Below are 17,543 nucleotides of genomic sequence, written 5' to 3'. Positions count from 1 at the left end.
TGAGGCACCCATGAGACGCACACGCGCCTGGTTCACGGCGCTCGCCGCAGCCGTCCTGATGATCGCCGGGCTGTTCGCGCCCGCCCCGGGGTTCGCCGCCGCCGCGACGCTCCACCCCGGCGTCCTGTGGTACGACACGGCGGGCAACCGGCTGCAGGCGCACGGCGCCGGAGTGTTCAAGGTCGGTTCGACCTACTACATGGTCGGCGAGGACAAGAGCGCCGGCGCCACGTTCACGGCGGTCGCCTGCTACTCCTCCACGGACCTGGCCACCTGGACCCGGGTGGGCAACGCGCTGAGCCGGCAGAGCAGCGGCGACCTCGCCGCCGGGCGCATCGTGGAACGGCCGAAGGTGATCTACAACACGGCGACCGGCCAGTACGTGATGTGGGTGCACATCGACAACTCCTCCTACAGCGACGCGCGGGCGGGCGTGGCCACCAGCCCGACGCCGTGCGGGCCGTACACCTACCGCGGCTCCTCACGTCCGCTGGGGTACGAGAGCCGGGATCTGGGCCTGTTCAAGGACGACGACGGCACGGCCTACCTGCTGACCGAGGACCGCAGCCACGGCCTGCGCATCGACCGGCTCTCCGCCGACTACACCCAGGCGGTGAGCACGACGGCGGTGCTCGCCGACCTGGAATCCCCGGCGATGGTCAAGGTGAACGGACGGTACTTCCTGTTCGCCTCGCACCTGACCGGCTGGTCCACCAACGACAACGCGTACGCCACCGCGACCTCCCTGTCCGGGCCGTGGAGCGGCTTCACCACGTTCGCCCCCGCGGGCAGCCGCACGTTCGACTCCCAGACCTCCTCCGTCGTGCCGGTGTCGGGCTCGTCGGGCACCACATACCTCTACATCGGCGACCGGTGGAACCCGGGCGACCTCAACAGCTCGACGCCCGTCTGGCTGCCGCTCACGATCAACGGCTCCACCGCCTCGATGAGCGCGTTCTACGACTCCTGGACCATCGACACGGCGACCGGCACCTGGGCGGCCGCGCCGCCGCCGCAGAACTTCACGCTCGTAGGCGGCCAGTCGGGGCGCTGCCTCGACGTCGCCGGCGGCGCCGCGACCAACGGCTCGACCATGCAGATCTACGACTGCAACGGCGGCGCGGGCCAGAAGTGGTCCCTCACCTCCTCCGGGGAGCTGCGCACGTTCGGCGGGACGAAGTGCCTGGACGTGTTCGACCAGCGGACCACGGCGGGCGCGACGGTGGGCATCTGGGACTGCAACGGCGGCGCCAACCAGAAGTGGACGCTCAACTCCGGCGGCACTGTGGTCGGCGTCCAGTCGGGCCTGTGCCTGGACGTGAACGGCAACCAGACGGCCAACGGCGCCAAGGTGCAGACCTGGACGTGCAACGGCGGCGCCAACCAGAGGTGGACCCGCGTCTGAGCTGGAGTCGACGGGCTCCCGCGGGTTCCCCGCCAATGGCGGGGGACCCGCGGGGCCGGCTACAGCGACCTGAGGAAGGCCAGGCCGTCCACGGCGAGGGAGTCCTGGCTTGGTGCGAGCGGCCGCCAGATGGAGGCCGCGGTGGCGATCGTCTGGTTGTGGGCGGTGAAGGATTCGATGACGAGGGGGCCCGCATAGCCCGCTTCACCCAGGGCCTGGGTGAAGGCGGGCCAGTCGAAGCGGTCGACGCCTGGTGTGCCCCGATCCGTTCCGCAGACCTGCACATGCGCGATCCGGCCCGCCGCGGCACGTACGGCTTGCGCCGGATCCTTCTCCTCGATATTCATGTGATAGACGTCGAGCGCCAGGCCGCATCCGTCGGGCAATGCCTCGAGAGCCTGCTCAACGGTGTTGAGCAGACTGGTCTCGTAACGGTTGAGCGGCTCGACCGCGATCGCCACACCGCGCTCGCCGGCGTAGTCGACCACGGGTTCAAGATTGTCCCGGAGCTCGGTGTAGATCGTCCGGCGCTCGTCGTCCGACATCCGCCAGGTCCTGCCGACGGAGGCGTAGGCGGGCCCGCCGATCACCGGGGAGCCCACGACCGCCGCCACGTCCACGCAGTGCCGCAGGTAGTCCTGGGTCTCCTCGACGACCCCGGCCGTGGCCGCCACGAGCTCCCGCCCCGGCGGCATGACCAGCACCACCGACGCCTTCAGCCCGTGCTCGGCCAGCAGCGCCGCGGCCTTGTGAGGATCCCAGTCGCCGGGCCGCTCCACCGGCAGCTCGATGACGTCGAACCCCCACGCCGCGACCCGGGGCACCAGGGACGCGAGGTCGTCGTCCGTCAGCGGCGACACCCACACCCACGTGTTCACTCCGAGAGGGAACGCGTTCACCCCTTCTTACCGCCCCACTTCTCGGGGAATCCCGGCATGCCCTCACAGCCGCACAGCGCGTAGTGCAGCGGCGGCATGTTCGGCTGCAGGTACCGGTCGAGGGTCTCCGCCGTGATCTTGGGCTGCGGAAGGTTCCACACCTTCGGCACCTCCTCACCCTTGAGGATCTTCAAGGCGGCGATGATCGGTGTGCGCCACTGGTAGGTGGGGTACGTGGGAGCGACGGCGGTGAGACCGTCGTCCTTCCACTTACGCAGGAAGTCCTGCTGGTCTTCACCGGTCATCGGCGGGACGGGCATGCCGGCGTCCTCGAACGCCTCAGCGACGGCCACAGAGGTGGCTCCCGAGTCCATCCAGACGCCGTCGAGCTTGCCGTTCCGCTGGATGTAGTCGTTGACGATGCCCTTGGCCTTGGCCGCGTCGCCGTCGGTGAACTCCACACCGACGACCTGGAGGCCGCTGGAGTCGAAGGCGGCCTTCGCCGCCGACCAGCGGGTCTCCAGCACATCCACCCCGGGGCTGATGCGCAGCGCCAGGATCTTCCCGCCCGCCGGCACCTTCTCCACGAGGAAATCGGCCGCGTCGGCACCGAACGCGTAGCCGCCGATCGGCTTGATGAACGTCACCGGGCAGTCGGTCTCCACGCCCCGGTCGAAGACGATGACCGGGACCTTGCCGCAGGCGCCCTTGACGGCTGGAGTGAGCGTCGCCGTGGTGTTGGGCGAGACGATCAACGCGTCGCAGCCCTTGGCCTGCAGCTCGGCGATGTCAGAGATCTGCTTGTCGTCCTTGCCCTCGGCGTCGAGGGCGGTGAGCTTGGAAATCTCCTTGTGCAACGCCGCCTCGGCCTGCATGGTCTTCCAGCCGACCTGCCGCCAGGGATTGTCGACCGCCGCGTTGGAGAAGCACAGGTTGTACGGCCCGTCCTTCTTGTACTCGGCGGTGGACACCATCTGCGGCGCGATGGCCTGCTCCCAGGGCTTGTCCGCCGGTCCCTCCGCCGTCTGCGAGCGCATCGCGAGCTGAGCGTCGTAGTCAGCCTGGACGAAGAACTTGGACTGCTCACCGGTTCCCGAGGCCGGCGCCGTCGAAGCGGCCGTGGTCGCCGCCGTGTCGGCGCCCGTGTCGGCGGCTGTGGTGGTGCTGGGCTTGTCGCTGGTGCAGCCGCCGACGGCGAACACCGTCAGAGTCGCAGCGGCGAGGATGAGCGGTCTATGAAACCGCATGGGCGTCTCCTTTTAATTTCGGGGCATCAAGGAAGGGAAGTCGGATGGCTCCGGCCGCTACGGCGGCGATGAGGACGACGCCCTGCACGGTGAACTTCAGCGCCCCAGAGACGCCGTACAGGTTGAGCAGGGTGAACAAGGCCTCCAGGGTGAACGCCCCCGCCATCGCGGCGATGACCGTGCCGCGACCGCCGCCGAGGACGACGCCGCCCAGGACGACCGCGGTGATTGCCTGGAACTCCAGTCCCTGGCCGACCTGAGCGGACACGCCGGCGAACCCACCGAGCAGGATTCCGGCCACTGCGGCGGACACGCCGGAGAGGGCGAAGGCGATGATCCTCACCCTGGTCACCCGTACGCCGGACAGGGCGGCCGCACGCTCGTTGTCGCCGATGGCGATGAGTGTCCTGCCGAAGTTCGCCCGCATCAGCAACACGACCGCGACGGCGACGACCACGAGGATGAGCACAGCCCATCCGGTCTGCCTGCCGAACATGCGGAAAGCCTGGGAGAGCGCGCCGCGCGGTGCGCCGCCCGTCCACAGGAAGACCGCGCCGGACAGCACGAGCATCATGCCGAGCGTGGTGATGAACGACGGCACGCGAAGGAGGGTCGTCACCGCACCGTTGACCAGACCGACGAACAGGCCTAGAACGATCAGCAGGGCCAGCACCGCCCAGGTCGCCGCCTCGTCCCCGTCGATCAAGCGGGCGGCGACGACCACCTCGACGGTGACCAGCGATCCGACCGACAGGTCGAACTCGCCCGCGACGATCACCAGGTACTGCCCGGCGGCGAGGATGACCAGGGGCGCGGCGCGCCTGACGAAGGACAGGAACCCGGCAGGCTCCAGGAAGAACGGGTTGACGATGGCGATGGCGGCCAGCAGCACCGCCAGCACCGCGAGAATCGGCAGCGCACGCTTCACGTCCGCCTCCTTCCGACCAGGCCCGTACGCCGGGCGTAAACGGCAACGGCGACGACGATCACCACGCCCCGCACGACGTCCTTGAAGAAGGAGTTCACTTCCAGCTGGTTGAACACGCTGTCCAGGACGGCGAGCAGCAGCACGCCGCCCACGGTGCCCGCGACTCCGCCTCTGCCCCCGGCCAGCGCGGCGCCGCCGAGGACGACGGCGGCGATGGACTCAAGGTCGTATCCACCGTCGGTGCCCACGGTCGGGGCTCCGGCGCCGAGCCTGCTGGCCAGCAGCAGTCCCGCGATGCCGGCACAGAGCGAGCACAGCACGTGCGTGATGATGATCACCCGGTCGGTGCGGATGCCGGACAACCTGGCGACCTCGACGTCACCGCCGACGGCGTACACCCTGTAGCCGTATTTGGTCCGTCTGAGCAGGAACCAGGCGACGAGTGCGACCGCGGCCCAGAGCAACGCCGAGACGGGCACGGGGCCCAACCGGTCGTAGCCGAGGTGCTGGAAGGACTCCGGCACCCGGCCGGCCGGGCCGTCGTAGAGGTCGCCCAGGATTCCCTTGATGATCAGTGAGACGCCGAGTGTGGCGATGAACGCGTGCACTCGCAGCTTGCTGATCATCAGGCCGTTGACCAGCCCGACCAGTGCGCTCACTCCCATGACGGCGCCGACCGCGAGCACGATGTTGGAGTCCTGGCCCGCCATGGTCACCGCCGCGACCAGCGAGGCGAGGCTGATCAGATAGGCGACCGACAGGTCGAGGGATCCCGCCAGGATGGCCAGCGTCTGGCCTACCGCGACGATCCCGAGCGCCGCCGAGCGCTGCTGCACCCCGACGACGGTCTCCATCGTGAGGAACTGACCACCGTCCACGGCTACCAGCGCCCAGCCCACGAGGATCACGGCGGCCAGTGCCAGGAAGACGACACTCGTGGGATTCACCAGCGCCGCGAACCTGGCCCTGCTGTCAGCAAGCACGTTCTGGCTCATGAGGACACCTCGCCCGCGGCCAGGCTCATGATGGCCTCCTCTGCGGAGCCCGAGGGAAGGGTGCCCGCGATGCGGCCCTCCCGGAGCACGACGATGCGGTCGCTCATGCCGATCAGCTCAGGAAGCTCGGAGGAGATCATCATGATCGCGACGCCGTCTTCGGCCAGCTCGCGCATCAAGTCGTGGATGGCCGCCTTGGCGCCCACGTCGACCCCACGGGTGGGCTCGTCGAACAGGAGCACCTTCGGGGCGACGGTCATCCACTTGGCGAGCACGACCTTCTGCTGGTTGCCGCCGGACAGGTAGCGAACCTCCTGCTCCTCGCGGGGCGGCTTGAGCCGGACGCGTTCCAGCAGTTCCCGCACCCCGCTGCGGCGAGCACCACGGCCCATCGCGCGGGTCACGAGAAGGGCGTTGTCGCGCACCGACTGGCGCAGGGCCAGGCCCTCGCTCTTACGGTCCTCTGTCACCAGGCCGACTCCGGCACGGATTCCCTCGCGGACCGAGCGCGGGCGCACCGGCGTCATCTCGCCCCGGGTGAACGGATCGGCACCGAACAGGGCCTTGGCCAGCTCCGACCGGCCGGATCCCTGAAGCCCGGCGATGCCGACGATCTCTCCCGCGTTCAGCTTCAGGTCGATGTCGTGCAGCCGGTCGTTGCCGCCGCCGGTGACCTGGAGCCGTGTCTCCCCAACCGAGGTGGAGCGTGGCGGGAAGTAACCGTTCAGATCGCGCCCGACCATGAGGCGGACCAGATCCTCGGAGGTGACGTCCTCGGTGGCGACCGTCGTGACCAGCCTGCCGTCCTTGATGACCGTCACGTGGTCGCTGAGGTCGAACACCTCGCGTAGCCGGTGAGAGATGTAGAGCACGGCGATGCCTCGCTCCTGCAAGCGCCGCACCAGCCGGTAGAGCAGTTCGACCTCGTGCTCGGCCAGCGCGGCGGTGGGCTCGTCCATCACGACGATCCGGGCATCGAGCGACAGCGCCTTGACGATCTCCACGACCTGCTGCTGAGCGACCGACAGGCGCTTGACCAGCCGTCGGGGGCCGAAGGAGGCCTCACCCAGTTCGGCGAGCAGCCGGGCGGTCGCGGTGTCCATCGCGGTCCGGTCGACCAGGCCGCGCCGTATGGGTTCCCTGCCGAGGAAGACATTCTCGGACACGGTCCGCTCGGGCAGCAGATTGAACTCCTGGTAGATGATCGCCACGCCGGCGCGCTGGGCGTCCAGCGGGTGGCCGAACGATACGCGCCGGCCGTCGATCTCGATCGTTCCCTCGTCGTGTGCGTGCACTCCGGCGAGGATCTTCATGAGCGTGGACTTGCCCGCGCCGTTCTCTCCCACAATCGCGTGGACCTCGCCCGGAACGACCGCGAGGTCGACGCCGGATAACACCCGCACGCCGAAGAAGCTCTTGCCGATGCCCGTCATGGTCAGCATCGGGTCTACTCCGCCGCGGGAACGGAAGAGAGAAAGGCCTCGCGGATTCGGCCGCACTGCTGTGCTCTCTGGATTCTCGGCTCGGGCACGCCGTTAATACAGGTCATAAACTCGCTCCCGACCCGGCACCCGGTCTGCTTGTCAGAACTTTAGGTGCGCCGCCACATATCGCCGTGAGCGTATACATGACTTATGACTTTGGTCAAGCAAAAGACGCGTAGAGTAAAACATAAGTAAACGCCGAGGAGGAAGGAGTGCCAGTGGCTCAGGGCATGCCCGGCGGGACCGGAGCGGGAGCACTACTCTCGATCCTGCGCGACGGGCGGGCGCGTACCCGCGCCGAGCTGGTCCAGCTCACTGGTCTGTCAAGGAGCGCGGTGTCCCAGCGGATCGACGCTCTGCTGCACCAGCGCTTGATCCTGCCCGGCGAGGGCACGACTCCATCGGGCGGCAGGCCCGCCACCGCCTTCTCCTTCAACCGTGAGGCCCGCGTGGTGCTCGCCGCCGACCTCGGCGTCACCCACGCCAGGATCGCCGCCAGCGACCTCGGTGGGGCGGTCCTCGCAGAACGTGCCGCCGACCTGCCCATCGACCGCGGACCTGAGCCGACGCTGAGCTGGGTTCTCGACACCTTCCGCGAATTGCTCGCCGAGTGCGGTCACCCGGCGTCAGACGTATGCGGAGTCGGCGTCGGCCTCCCCGGCCCTGTGGACCACGAAAGCGGCACGGCGGTCAACCCACCGATCATGCCGGGCTGGGACGGCTTCCCCGTACCTGACTGGCTCGGCGAGCGGCTCGGCGTTCCGGTGCTCGTCGACAACGACGTGAACATCATGGCTCTCGGCGAGCACTGGGCCGTCTACCCCGAGGTCGAGCATCTGATCTTCGTCAAGGCGGGCACCGGCATCGGCTGTGGCATCATCGCCGGACGCCGGCTACATCGCGGCGCCCGAGGCGCTGCAGGGGATATCGGCCACATTCGCATACCCACCGTCGACCAGGTGCAGTGCCGCTGCGGCTACGTCGGCTGCCTGGAGGCCGTGGCCGGCGGCGCGGCTCTGGTCGCCCGCCTCCGCGACGCGGGGCTCGACGTCGCCGACGGCCGGGATGTCGTCCGCCTCACCAAGGAAGGCAATCCTCTGGCCATCCGCCTTGTCCGGCAGGGCGGCAGAGAGGTCGGCAGCGCGCTCGCCTCGATCGTCAACTTCTTCAACCCCACGCTGATCGTGATCGGCGGCGACCTGGTCGAAGCGGGCGATCACCTTTTGGCGGGCGTCCGCGAAATGATCTACGGCCGCTCGTTGCCACTGGCCACCCAGAGTCTCAGCATCCGCGCCAGCGAGCTCGGTGACCGGGCGGGCGTCACCGGCGCCGCTGTCATGGTCATCGAGCGCATCCTGGATCCCGAGACCGTCGATCGGTCAGTCGCCACGTGACTTCTGTCGGATCAGGGTTCTTCTATGAATATGTGGGCCACCCCTACGGCGAAAGGGGTGGCCCGTTTCCTTTCTGGTCCCGCCGGCTCAGGACTGGTTGAACAGCGACAGCGTCAGCGTCGAGTGATACTCACCGGCGGCGACGTCGACCGGAGTGCGCAGGGCCAGATCGGCGTTGACCTCCGAAGTGCCGATCTCGTCCGCGGAGTTCGCGATCGACACGAGCAGCTCCTGGCCCTCCAGACCCACGGCGGGAGCGTCGCTGCCGTCGGAGATGACACTGGAGACCGGCTCACCGGCCGACACCGCCCCGGTTGAGGAGTCGGTGAGCAGGCGCGGCTTCCAGCCGAGGTATTCGGGGCCGATGGTCGCGGACGGGTCGTCGGCCGCGGTGAACTGGTCGGCCTGGCCGACGACCGCCCAGAACTCGCCGTCGGGGATGTCCTCGGGGTTGCGGGTGTCAGACACCGTGACCGTCGGCAGGGTGCCGGTGAACTGGCGGGCGGCGGCGTCCGAGCCGTTCTCGGTGAGGGACACCCCGCTGTTGTCGGCGACCGTCATCGACAGCTGACCGGGCGTGGTGGTGGGCTCGATGTTCACCGACACGTCGATGCCGTCGCCAGAGCCGTCGCCGGGTCCGTCGGCCGCCATCGCGGGACCGACCACACCCGAAAGCGCCAGGCCGAGCACCGACACGGCCAGTATCTGGGCGGTTCTCTTGGTCTTCACGTGATGACTCCATCTTTTGGGAGGCAGGGGGTGCGGGGCCGGCCGATCGTCCGGTCGGCCGGCCCCGGTCAGTACTGTTCCGTGCGGCGGTCAGGCGCAGCTGATCGCGTTGTAGGCGGCGTCGTAGGTCGTGGTGACCTGCTTGCCGTCGATCGTCGCGGTCCCCTTAACCGTCGCCTTGCCCGCGCCGATCTGCCCGGCACGCGCGTTGAAGGACTGGTACGCCTGCTTGCCCGGGGCCACGTCGGCCACGGTCGTCGAACCGTACGGAGTCGACAACGTCACGCTCGCCGGCCCGTCGCCGTCGTTGACCGCCGTCACCGCGACGTACGCCGACGTGCCCACGCAGCGGGACGAGGCGGTCACGGTCAGCGGAACGCCGGGAGAGGAGACCGGAGTGAAGCCGAACCGCTGGTTGTCGTCATTGCTGCAGGTCCACTGGATCAACGCGGCGCCGTCGGCGACGGACCTGCCGTTGATGTCGAGGCACAGGCCACTCACCGCCGAACTGACCTGGTAGGCATCTCCGGATGGGATGAGATAGAACCTCTGGTTGACCTGGTCCGCATTTCCGTCGGGATGGCAGGAGTACTGGACGAGCTGGGTGCCCGTCGAGGTCGAGCCGGTCGGCACGTCAAGGCACTTGCCGCTCTTGACGTTCTTGAGCTGGTAGGCGCCCGCAGTGAAGGGAATGGCCTCCCACTGCTGCTCGCCGCCCTCCGTCGCACTCATCTGAACGATCTTGGCGTCATTGGCGGTCGAGGCGTTCTGCGGCGCGACGTACTTGCCGCTGTGCTTGGGAGAGATGGTGTAGACACCCGCGGCCCCTCCTCCGACCGTGATCGTCGTGACCATGCCTGCCCACTTCTTGCCGTCGAAGCCGGAGTGGAACCTGCAGATGACCGTCCAGGTCCCTTCCTTGTTCAAGGTGTAGGAGACCGACGGACCCCCCGGCGAGACAGCGCCCTTGGTGACCTCGAAGATGTCGCCGCCGTTCGGGTCCGGATTGCCGCCGGGCGGCACGAGCCAGACATCGTGCGGCATCCCCGCATCCGGCGCGTTGAAGTGCCAGGTGATGGTGCCACCGCGGGCGATCTCGCAGTTGTCGGGACTCCACACCGTGCCCATGGCGAAGATGTCGCACGTCGTGGGGAGCGTCCTGCCGCCGTCGAGCACCGTGAAGACGGCGCTCTGCGAGCTGGAGGTGTTACCGGAGTAATCGGTGGCCCGGTAGTCGACCGTGTACTTCCCCGGGTCCTTGAACGGGACCGGCGTGCCGTAGGCGGTCCACTCTCCGCCGTTGACGCGATACTCGACCTTTTCCACGCCGGCACAACCGACATCGCTGGCGTTGAGCTTGAGCGTGGCCGAGTCGATGTAGGTGTTCTGCTGGCTGGGGTGGGCCCGGCCATCGATCTGGTGCGACGCCGTCGGTGCCTGGGTGTCCTCGGCGCACGTGGTCGCGGGCTTGAACTCGATCTTGACCAGCTCCATCTTCGCTGAGGAGTTGGCCTGGCTGCGGCAGCAGCCGAAGGTCCAGCGCCCCATGTAGAGGGCGCCGTCGGGCCCGAATCTGGTCGGGATCACAAAGCTGTTGTTCGGCGTGCCGAAGTGGTTGACCGGCAGCCAGTCATTGACCCGGAGCATCTGGTTGTTGTCCTCCCGCAGGCGGACCTCCTTCCAGAACCCGTTGTCGGCACCACGGTTGGTGATCAGCCACGAGCCGTCGTAGTAGGGCGGGAAGGCCCCGGGACCGTAACTGTCCTTGTATCGGTAGACCGGGCCGGTGACCGGCTGCATGCCCCCGGAGCCCAGGTCGCCGAAAGCCAACGGATCCTGACCGCCCGGGTTGCCGGGGTACTTGCGCCAGATCGTCGCCGGCTTCGCGGGGCCTGGGATTTCATCGAGGCCTTGGAATGTGGGTTGCGAGCTCTTGCCGCCCGGCGGAGCCCAGGCGAGGTCGGCCGGGATCTCGCCGAGCGAGCAGTCGTACTGCTGGCCGGTCGAGGAGTTGGTCTCGTAGTTCCAGCGCCACGTGGTGTTGGTCTTCGAGTTGTCGCCGACGCAGAACGGCCAGCCCTGGAAGCCGGGCCCGTCGACCAGATCCCACTCGCAGGTGCCGGCCGGGGCACGGTTGGCCTGGTCCACCGAGTTGTCGTGGCAGTACTCGCCGACGACGACCGTACCCGGGTTGGCGGGGTCGGTGTGCACCGTGAAGGGCTGCCGGAAGCCCATGGCATAGATCTCCGGCCGGGTCTTCGGGGTCCCCGGCGGGAACATGTTGCCCTTCGGAACCGTGTAGGTCTTGTCCAGGCCGGGGTCGGGGGCGCTCTCTGAGGTCGGAGGCGGAATGTCGTCGATCGGTGTGATGCGCAGGACCTTGCCGCGCAGGTCGGCGGTGTTGGCCGCCGTCTTGCGCGCGTCCCAGCGCTCGGAGGCGCGATGGTCCATCGGCGGGTAGGAGTTGTGGCCGGGCGCGTTCGGGGAGGTGTCGTCGCCGACGCCGAGGTACAGGTTGCCCTCGGAGTCGAACACCAGGCTCGCGCCGCCGACATGGCCGGGGCCGTTGTCGGTGGGGCCGCCCGGGAAGCCTGAGGGGTTGCCCGCGATCTTCGCCTTGGGCACGCGCAGGATCTGCCGCTCATCGTATGGATGTGCCGGGTCACCGGCTCCGCCCGCTTGTGCGGGCACGAACGCGGTGCCGGCCTCGTTCAGCGTGAAGCGGCTGATCAGGTTGTAGCCGACCGTCTGCTGGTTGCCCGTGGTCGGCCAGTCGGGGTTGCGCGGCGAGTAGTAGACGTAAATGTCGCGCTTGTCCGGATCCGACAGGTCGAAGCCCGGCTCCAGGCTCATCCCCAGCACGCCGTCCTCGGAGTTGCCGTGGTCGGCGCGCGTCGGGATCGTCGCGACCGTGGTCGAGTTGTTCGGCGGGCCGTTCGGGTCGTACATCTTCACGTAGCCCTGGGACTGGTAGCCCGTGGTGGGGCCGATCTCGGTCCAGTAGAGCTTGCCGTCCTTCGCCACGTCGAGAGCCATCGGGCCGTTCGCGTTGTCGACCAGGGTCGTGCGGGTGAAGTTCGACCAGACGGTGCCCGAGCAGTCGGTCTTGTCTCCCTCGCCGGCGACCCAGCGCACCCCTCCGACGATCTGCTTGACCAGCGGGTTGTCGCCGCCGTTCTCGCTGTAACGCACGCCGAAGTGACCCTGCGAGGTCACCCAGCTCCGTCCGTCGTCGTAGGACCGCGGAGTGGTGGTGCCGTCCTTGACCCTGTCGCCGTCGTAGAGCTTGCACCACGTCGTGGGGTGGTCCTGGCCCATCTTCTGGCTGCCGGTGTTGTAGGTGCGCTCGTCGAAGGTCTCGAGCACATGGTGGGTGCCCCGCACGCTGCGGACGAAGTTGTAGTGCTCGTCGGCGATCTGGTAGGTGTCGGGCAGGTCTTTGGTGGCAAGGTGGTTGTGGTCGGCGACCTGGACGGTCGCGGCGTTGCCGGTGGCCGACCCGTTCGAGTGGGCGGTCATCGTCGTGCCGATGAGGCTGTCCGGCCCGCCGTCCCACCAGTCCCACACGGAAACGCCGGCGCCGGCGTCGGTCATGTTGTGCACGGCCGCGATCCCGCCGCTGTTCTGGGTGAAGCGGATCAACGCATCGCGCTGGGCCTGGTCGAGGAGCGGTCCGGGCCGGCCGCCGCCGGCCCACGACCATGATGAGTTCAGGAACAGGATCGCGTTGTATCGGGCCAGGTTCTCGTCGGTGAAGATCCGAGGGTTCTTGTTCGGGTTGTCGCAGTTGTTCGCGCCGCCACCGTTGTTGTCGCAGTCCTCCCAGTCGACCTCGTAGCCCTCGGCCTCGAGAGCGGCCTGCACCACTGGGCGCCCGTTGTCGATCCCATCGGCGTGCCGGTATCCGGTCGTGCCGGTATAGATGAGGATTCTCTTGCCGTCCTCCGCCTTGGCAGGAGCCGCAAGGAAACCTCTGTTGGCCAGCCCTGTGCTCGTCACAGGGGCAGCAGCAGTCAGGTGGGTGCTCTTCGCTTGGGCAGTGGTCGCCGGGGTGAACATCTGAGCCCCAAGAGCGACCGCAGTCAGCGCGATTAAAGAACGCCTCACACTCCGCGCGGGCAGCGCGGCGTTCCGCATACCACTCACTTCCTCTCCCGATGCGGCGGCGACCAGCCCCGCGGCCGGAGCGATATGGTTCGACCGCCCGAGGTTCAGACGTAGCGTCCGCATCTTTTGTCCTTATGTCAAGAACTTTCGCTCCGAAATTAAAAAAGTCGGCTCCGATCTGCCGTTGGTTCCTTCGCCAAAGGCGTTAGTTGTCTTGAATCAGACGGTTTCGTCGGTTAACGTCCCCGCTATGAGCGGGCAGAGGGTTCACCGGCGGCTTCTCAGCGTCGCTGCGGCCGCGTTGTCGATCACCGTCGGAGCACTGGCTCTGACGGGATGCAGCGACGATTCCGGGGAGGCGAAGACGAAGGGGCGCGACCTGACCGCGCTTCAATGCCCGATGGAGGAGACCGGGGAGACCGGGGGTGCCAACGCGTACAGGCCCGCGAAGAACGCCTTCGATACGGCGGAGCTGCTCGGCCTGCAGCTCGCTGAGGCGCGTGAGAAGGCGGCCCGTCACAACTGCGAGATAATCGTTTCGCGCGAGGACGACAAGAGCCGGCCCGTGCCGATTGAGATCGACCCGACGAGGATCTACGTCTACATCGCGCATGGCGCCGTCAGCCAGATAGAGGGGGTCGGTGGTGGCCTCTGAGGCCGGCGACCCCATGCGACTTCTCACCAGGGCTTCGGTGATCGCCGCCGGCCGGCGGTCACGGTGGGTCGTGATCGCGGTGTGGCTCGCGCTCGCGATGCTCGCGCTGCCGCTACAAGCCAAACTCGACGAGCGCGCCGCCGACGAGAGCGAGACCTTCCTCGTCCGGGGATCGGAGTCGGCGGCGGTCAAGCGGATCGTCGACGAGCGGTTCCGGCGCGGCAGCGAGACAGCGGCGGTGATCGCCTACTTCCGCGAGGGTGGGATCACCGCGGACGACGGACGGCGCGCCGACACCGACGCCCTCGCGCTGTGCGGGTCCGGCGCGATCCCGAACCTGACGATGGTCGCCACCCCGTACCAACGCGCGTGCGGCGAGACCGATCCGCTCGACATGAGCGCGGGCGGTTCACTACTCACCTCACCCGACGACACCGTCATCTTGAGCACGGTCCTGATGACCGACGACTCGACGCCCGACGTCGAGCAGGCGGTCGCGGCAATCCGCGAGGTGGTCCCGCCGGCCACCGGCGACGAGAGCGGATTGAGGGCCTTCGTGACCGGCCGTGCCGGCTTCGAGGCCGATCGACAAGCCGCGCTCGGAGGGATCAACGGAACCCTTCTGGCGGTCACTGTCGCCGTGCTGCTGCTCCTGCTGCTCGTGACCTACCGCTCGCCGCTGGTCGCTCTGGTGCCGCTGGCCGTCGTCGCCCTCGCCTATCTGGTCACCTCCGGCCTCGCCTACGGCCTTGTCGCCGCCGACCTCACCGACATCAGCGGCCAGACAACCTCGATCCTGGTCGTGCTGATGTTCGGTGCGGGCACCGACTACTGTCTGCTGATCGTGGCGCGGTTTCGCGACGAGCTGCGCCGGACGCGGGACGTCGAGGAGGCGATGGTCGCCGCCGCCCAGCGCACCGCCCCAGCGATTCTCTCCGCCGGAGCAATCGTCGTCGGCACGATGATGGTCCTCGCCCTTGCCGACTTCAACGCCACACGCGAGATGGGCCCGATCCTCGCCCTCGGTGTCGCGATCATGGTCTGTGCCGGCCTGACGCTCCTGCCCGCGGTGCTCACCGCCCTCGGGCGACGGGCGTTCTGGCCCGCGGTTCCCCGCCTCGAGCCCGAATCCGCACCTGCGGTCACGTTCTGGGGGCGCGTCGCGGGCCTCGTTCACGCACGCCCGGGAGTGATCGCCGCGGCGGTCACCGCTGTCCTCGCCGCGGGCGCGCTGGCCGGCATCGGCGGGCGTCCGGCGCTCGACTTCTCCGAGTCCTTCCGCGAGGCGCCGGACTCGGTCCGCGGCCAGCAGGTGATCCGCGACCACTTCATCCCCGGCCGGGCGGCACCGCTTCGCATCGTCGTAGCCGACGAGGTAGGCGGGAAGGTCCAGAGCGCTCTCACCGAAGGCACGCACACACCGGTCGCCGACATGCACGCGGTGGCGAGATCGGCCGGGGCGGACGGCTTGCTCATCTTCGATGCGGACCTGCGGATGGATCCGTTCTCAGAGCAGTCCACCGACGCCGTCCCCGTGCTACGCGAGGTCGCCGAGCGCGCGGCCGACGGGCAGACCGTCCTGATCGGCGGGACCGTGGCCGAAAACTACGATGCCCGCCAGGCACTCGGCCGTGACACCAGGCTGATCGTCCCGGTCAGCCTTGCCCTGATCCTCGTCGTCCTCGCCGTGCTCCTGCGCGCGGTGGTGATGCCGCTCTACGTGATCGCGACCGTGATCCTCTCCTTCGGCTTCGCCCTCGGCGTCAGTTCTCTCATCTTCACCCACCTCCTGGGCCAGCCGGCCTCAGACCCAAATCTGCCGATATACGCGTTCATCTTCCTCGTCGCCCTGGGCGTCGACTACAACGTGTTTCTCCTCAGCCGGATCACCGAGCGGCGTCGACAGCACGAAACCCGCCGTGCGGTGACGGAGGCCCTCGAGCGAACCGGTGGCGTGATCACCTCCGCCGGTCTCGTGCTCGCCGCCACCTTCGCCACTTTGATGGTGCTTCCGATGGAGGCGCTGTTTCAGATCGGCTTCGTGGTCACCTTGGGCCTGCTCGCCGACACCTTCCTCGTCCGGGCCCTGCTCGTCCCCGCTCTCGCGATGATGCTCGGCGAGCGAAACTGGTGGCCGTTCAAGCAGACCGCTACCCCGGGCTGACGTCGCCGGTGCTGTGACCCGGGCGCTGCGAGATCCACCAGCGGACGGCCGCGGCGGCGGTCTGCGGCGGCACCTGGTGCCCGCCGCGGAACTCCTCGTACGTCACCTCGTAGCCGCTCTCCCTCAGCTCGGGCACGAGGCGCCTGCTGCATTCGTCGATCGGCAGCACGCGGTCGGAGACGCCGTGCGAGACGAAGATCCGGGGACGGCCATGCCGGATCATCGGGGCCATGAAGCCCGGGGAGAACGCGAGCACGGCGTGGAACAGGTCGCCGTTGGCCAGGCCCAGCGACAGGGCGTAGGAGGCGCCGTCGGAGAAACCCGCCACGGCCACGCCGTCGAGCCCGACGGCCGCACGGGAGAACACCTCCTCCAGCGCGGCGTCGACCCGTGACACGTCCGCCCCGTATCCGCCGACGATCATGTCCCAGGTGGCGGAGACGGCCTGCGGCGCGAGCAGCAGCACGCCGGACTCCTCGGCCTGGGGCAGCAGCCACTCCAGCGCCTCCTCCGCCGCGCCGCCCGCGCCGTGCAGCACGACGGCGAGCGAGGACGGCCCGGGTCCCCGGGCGGACGGCACGTAGAGCAGGGCGCGCCCGCCCAGGCGGTGCAGGCCCGGCACGAGAGGCTCGGCGTGCTGAGGCGGCACCGCGACGGGACGGGCGGACAGCCGGCCGTGCCGCACGCCCTCCTCGGGCGCCGGATGGGGCCGGCTCCGCTCCGGAGTGGCCATCGGCCTCACCCCCCCGCCCAGGGTCTACCCCTCCTGGCCGCCGGTCACCTCGTCGCGCGTGGCCTCATGCCCGGGTGGCGGCGATCACCTCGGTCACCAGGGCGGGCGAGGTGACCCGGCGGACGTACTCGGGCTGGCGCAGCTCACCGCCCATGAAGGGGTACGGGTTGCGGTGGACGGCCGGGCTGGGCTCGTCCACCAGGGCGGCGAAGTGGATCTCCCCGGCCCCGGTCGCCTCGACCACCCGGCCCACGTTGCGCGGCGTGATGCCACCCCCGGGCATGACGACCAGCCGGTCGCCGGCCCGCCGCACCAGTTCGGCGATCAGCGGCGCGCCCTCCAGGGCCGAGCTGTCCTGGCCGGAGGTGAGCACCCGGTCGATTCCCAGACCGGCCAGCGTCTCCAGCGCGGCGAACGGGTCGGCCGTCATGTCGAAGGCCCGGTGGAAGGTGACCGAGAGCCCGCCGGCCGCGTCGATCAGCCGCCTGGCCACCTCGGTGTCCACCTCCCCGTCCGGGGTGAGCACGCCGATCACGACGCCCTGCGCCCCGGCGTCGCGTACGGCGGCCACGTCGCGGACCATGGCCGCGACCTCGTGCTCGTCGTAGACGAAGTCGCCGCCGCGCGGCCGGATGATCACGTGGACCCGGATCGAGGAGACCGCCTCCAGCGTGGCCTCGACCGTGCCCAGGGTGGGCGTCAGACCGCCCTCGAACAGCGCGGCGCACAGCTCGACGCGGTGCGCGCCCGCCCGCTCGGCGGCCAGCGCCCCGGCCGTGCTGTCGATGCAGATCTCGTACGTCAGGCTCATGTCTCCCCTATCC

Annotated in this window: 13 protein-coding genes; 4 read left to right on the top strand and 9 right to left on the bottom strand. The window is 68.8% G+C overall.

The genetic code is table 11. From position 1 onward, the window contains the following. Positions 1 to 10: 10 nt before the first annotated feature. Positions 11 to 1,405, top strand: coding sequence for a lectin (locus FLX07_RS38175; protein ID WP_142575936.1), 1,395 nt, complete (start codon positions 11 to 13; stop codon positions 1,403 to 1,405). Positions 1,406 to 1,464: 59 nt separating this feature from the next. Here FLX07_RS38175 and FLX07_RS34540 read toward each other — a convergent pair whose 3' ends face one another. The 5 genes from FLX07_RS34540 to FLX07_RS34520 are packed head-to-tail and all read right to left on the bottom strand — an operon-like array spanning position 1,465 to position 6,895. Next, positions 1,465 to 2,283, bottom strand: a complete 819-nt coding sequence (locus FLX07_RS34540; protein WP_229689981.1) for a sugar phosphate isomerase/epimerase family protein — start codon at positions 2,281 to 2,283, stop codon at positions 1,465 to 1,467. A 17-nt stretch (positions 2,284 to 2,300) separates the two neighbouring features. Further along, positions 2,301 to 3,530 (bottom strand): substrate-binding domain-containing protein, encoded by a 1,230-nt coding sequence (locus FLX07_RS34535; protein ID WP_142575932.1) that lies wholly within the window; start codon positions 3,528 to 3,530, stop codon positions 2,301 to 2,303. After that, positions 3,517 to 4,458, bottom strand: coding sequence for an ABC transporter permease (locus tag FLX07_RS34530; protein ID WP_142575930.1), 942 nt, complete (start codon positions 4,456 to 4,458; stop codon positions 3,517 to 3,519). The genes FLX07_RS34535 and FLX07_RS34530 overlap by 14 nt, the downstream gene beginning before the upstream one ends. Next, positions 4,455 to 5,453: an ABC transporter permease gene (locus FLX07_RS34525; RefSeq protein WP_142575928.1), complete on the bottom strand. Its 999-nt coding sequence runs from the start codon at positions 5,451 to 5,453 to the stop codon at positions 4,455 to 4,457. Before FLX07_RS34525 ends, FLX07_RS34530 begins: the two co-directional genes overlap by 4 nt. Beyond that, positions 5,450 to 6,895, bottom strand: a complete 1,446-nt coding sequence (locus tag FLX07_RS34520; protein WP_142575925.1) for a sugar ABC transporter ATP-binding protein — start codon at positions 6,893 to 6,895, stop codon at positions 5,450 to 5,452. The genes FLX07_RS34525 and FLX07_RS34520 overlap by 4 nt, the downstream gene beginning before the upstream one ends. 272 nt (positions 6,896 to 7,167) lie before the next feature. On the opposite strand from FLX07_RS34520, the gene FLX07_RS34515 reads away from it, so the two are divergent. Then, complete coding sequence (locus tag FLX07_RS34515; RefSeq protein WP_142575958.1) at positions 7,168 to 8,331, top strand: ROK family protein; 1,164 nt, start codon at positions 7,168 to 7,170, stop codon at positions 8,329 to 8,331. Positions 8,332 to 8,418: 87 nt separating this feature from the next. Here FLX07_RS34515 and FLX07_RS34510 read toward each other — a convergent pair whose 3' ends face one another. Next, positions 8,419 to 9,060, bottom strand: a complete 642-nt coding sequence (locus tag FLX07_RS34510) for a hypothetical protein (RefSeq protein ID WP_142575923.1) — start codon at positions 9,058 to 9,060, stop codon at positions 8,419 to 8,421. Positions 9,061 to 9,150: 90 nt separating this feature from the next. Then, the gene (locus FLX07_RS34505; RefSeq protein WP_167748502.1) at positions 9,151 to 13,059 is read right to left on the bottom strand and encodes a ThuA domain-containing protein; all 3,909 of its coding nucleotides are present in this window, start codon (positions 13,057 to 13,059) and stop codon (positions 9,151 to 9,153) included. Positions 13,060 to 13,417: 358 nt separating this feature from the next. Between FLX07_RS34505 and FLX07_RS34500 the strand changes: the two genes are divergently transcribed. Together FLX07_RS34500 and FLX07_RS34495 are read left to right on the top strand one after the other, a co-directional pair. Next, positions 13,418 to 13,822, top strand: coding sequence for a hypothetical protein (locus FLX07_RS34500; RefSeq protein ID WP_142575919.1), 405 nt, complete (start codon positions 13,418 to 13,420; stop codon positions 13,820 to 13,822). Then, positions 13,809 to 15,986, top strand: coding sequence for an MMPL family transporter (locus tag FLX07_RS34495; RefSeq protein WP_142575917.1), 2,178 nt, complete (start codon positions 13,809 to 13,811; stop codon positions 15,984 to 15,986). Before FLX07_RS34500 ends, FLX07_RS34495 begins: the two co-directional genes overlap by 14 nt. Here the strand turns inward: FLX07_RS34495 and FLX07_RS34490 are convergent. Together FLX07_RS34490 and FLX07_RS34485 are read right to left on the bottom strand one after the other, a co-directional pair. Then, positions 15,973 to 16,719, bottom strand: coding sequence for an alpha/beta hydrolase (locus FLX07_RS34490; RefSeq protein WP_208762544.1), 747 nt, complete (start codon positions 16,717 to 16,719; stop codon positions 15,973 to 15,975). The genes FLX07_RS34495 and FLX07_RS34490 overlap by 14 nt on opposite strands. A gap of 64 nt (positions 16,720 to 16,783) precedes the next feature. Beyond that, entirely contained in the window at positions 16,784 to 17,530 is a 747-nt protein-coding gene (locus FLX07_RS34485) for a copper homeostasis protein CutC (RefSeq protein WP_142575913.1), read from the bottom strand. Positions 17,531 to 17,543 lie beyond the last annotated feature (13 nt).

Origin of the sequence: Microbispora bryophytorum (genome assembly GCF_006874465.1) — a bacterium.
GTDB lineage: Bacteria > Actinomycetota > Actinomycetes > Streptosporangiales > Streptosporangiaceae > Microbispora > Microbispora bryophytorum.
Note: the sequence above shows the minus strand (reverse complement) of the source record. Positions and strands in the feature narration are given on the sequence as shown.

What these genes read in the sequence shown, in the direction of transcription:
- FLX07_RS34485 (WP_142575913.1), bottom strand. Translation starts at nt 17,530, where the DNA reads ATGAGCCTGACGTACGAGATCTGCATCGACAGCACGGCCGGGGCGCTG.
- FLX07_RS34525 (WP_142575928.1), bottom strand. Translation starts at nt 5,453, where the DNA reads ATGAGCCAGAACGTGCTTGCTGACAGCAGGGCCAGGTTCGCGGCGCTG.
- FLX07_RS34500 (WP_142575919.1), top strand. Translation starts at nt 13,418, where the DNA reads ATGAGCGGGCAGAGGGTTCACCGGCGGCTTCTCAGCGTCGCTGCGGCC.
- FLX07_RS34490 (WP_208762544.1), bottom strand. Translation starts at nt 16,719, where the DNA reads ATGGCCACTCCGGAGCGGAGCCGGCCCCATCCGGCGCCCGAGGAGGGC.
- FLX07_RS34515 (WP_142575958.1), top strand. Translation starts at nt 7,168, where the DNA reads ATGCCCGGCGGGACCGGAGCGGGAGCACTACTCTCGATCCTGCGCGAC.
- FLX07_RS34520 (WP_142575925.1), bottom strand. Translation starts at nt 6,895, where the DNA reads ATGCTGACCATGACGGGCATCGGCAAGAGCTTCTTCGGCGTGCGGGTG.
- FLX07_RS38175 (WP_142575936.1), top strand. Translation starts at nt 11, where the DNA reads ATGAGACGCACACGCGCCTGGTTCACGGCGCTCGCCGCAGCCGTCCTG.
- FLX07_RS34535 (WP_142575932.1), bottom strand. Translation starts at nt 3,530, where the DNA reads ATGCGGTTTCATAGACCGCTCATCCTCGCCGCTGCGACTCTGACGGTG.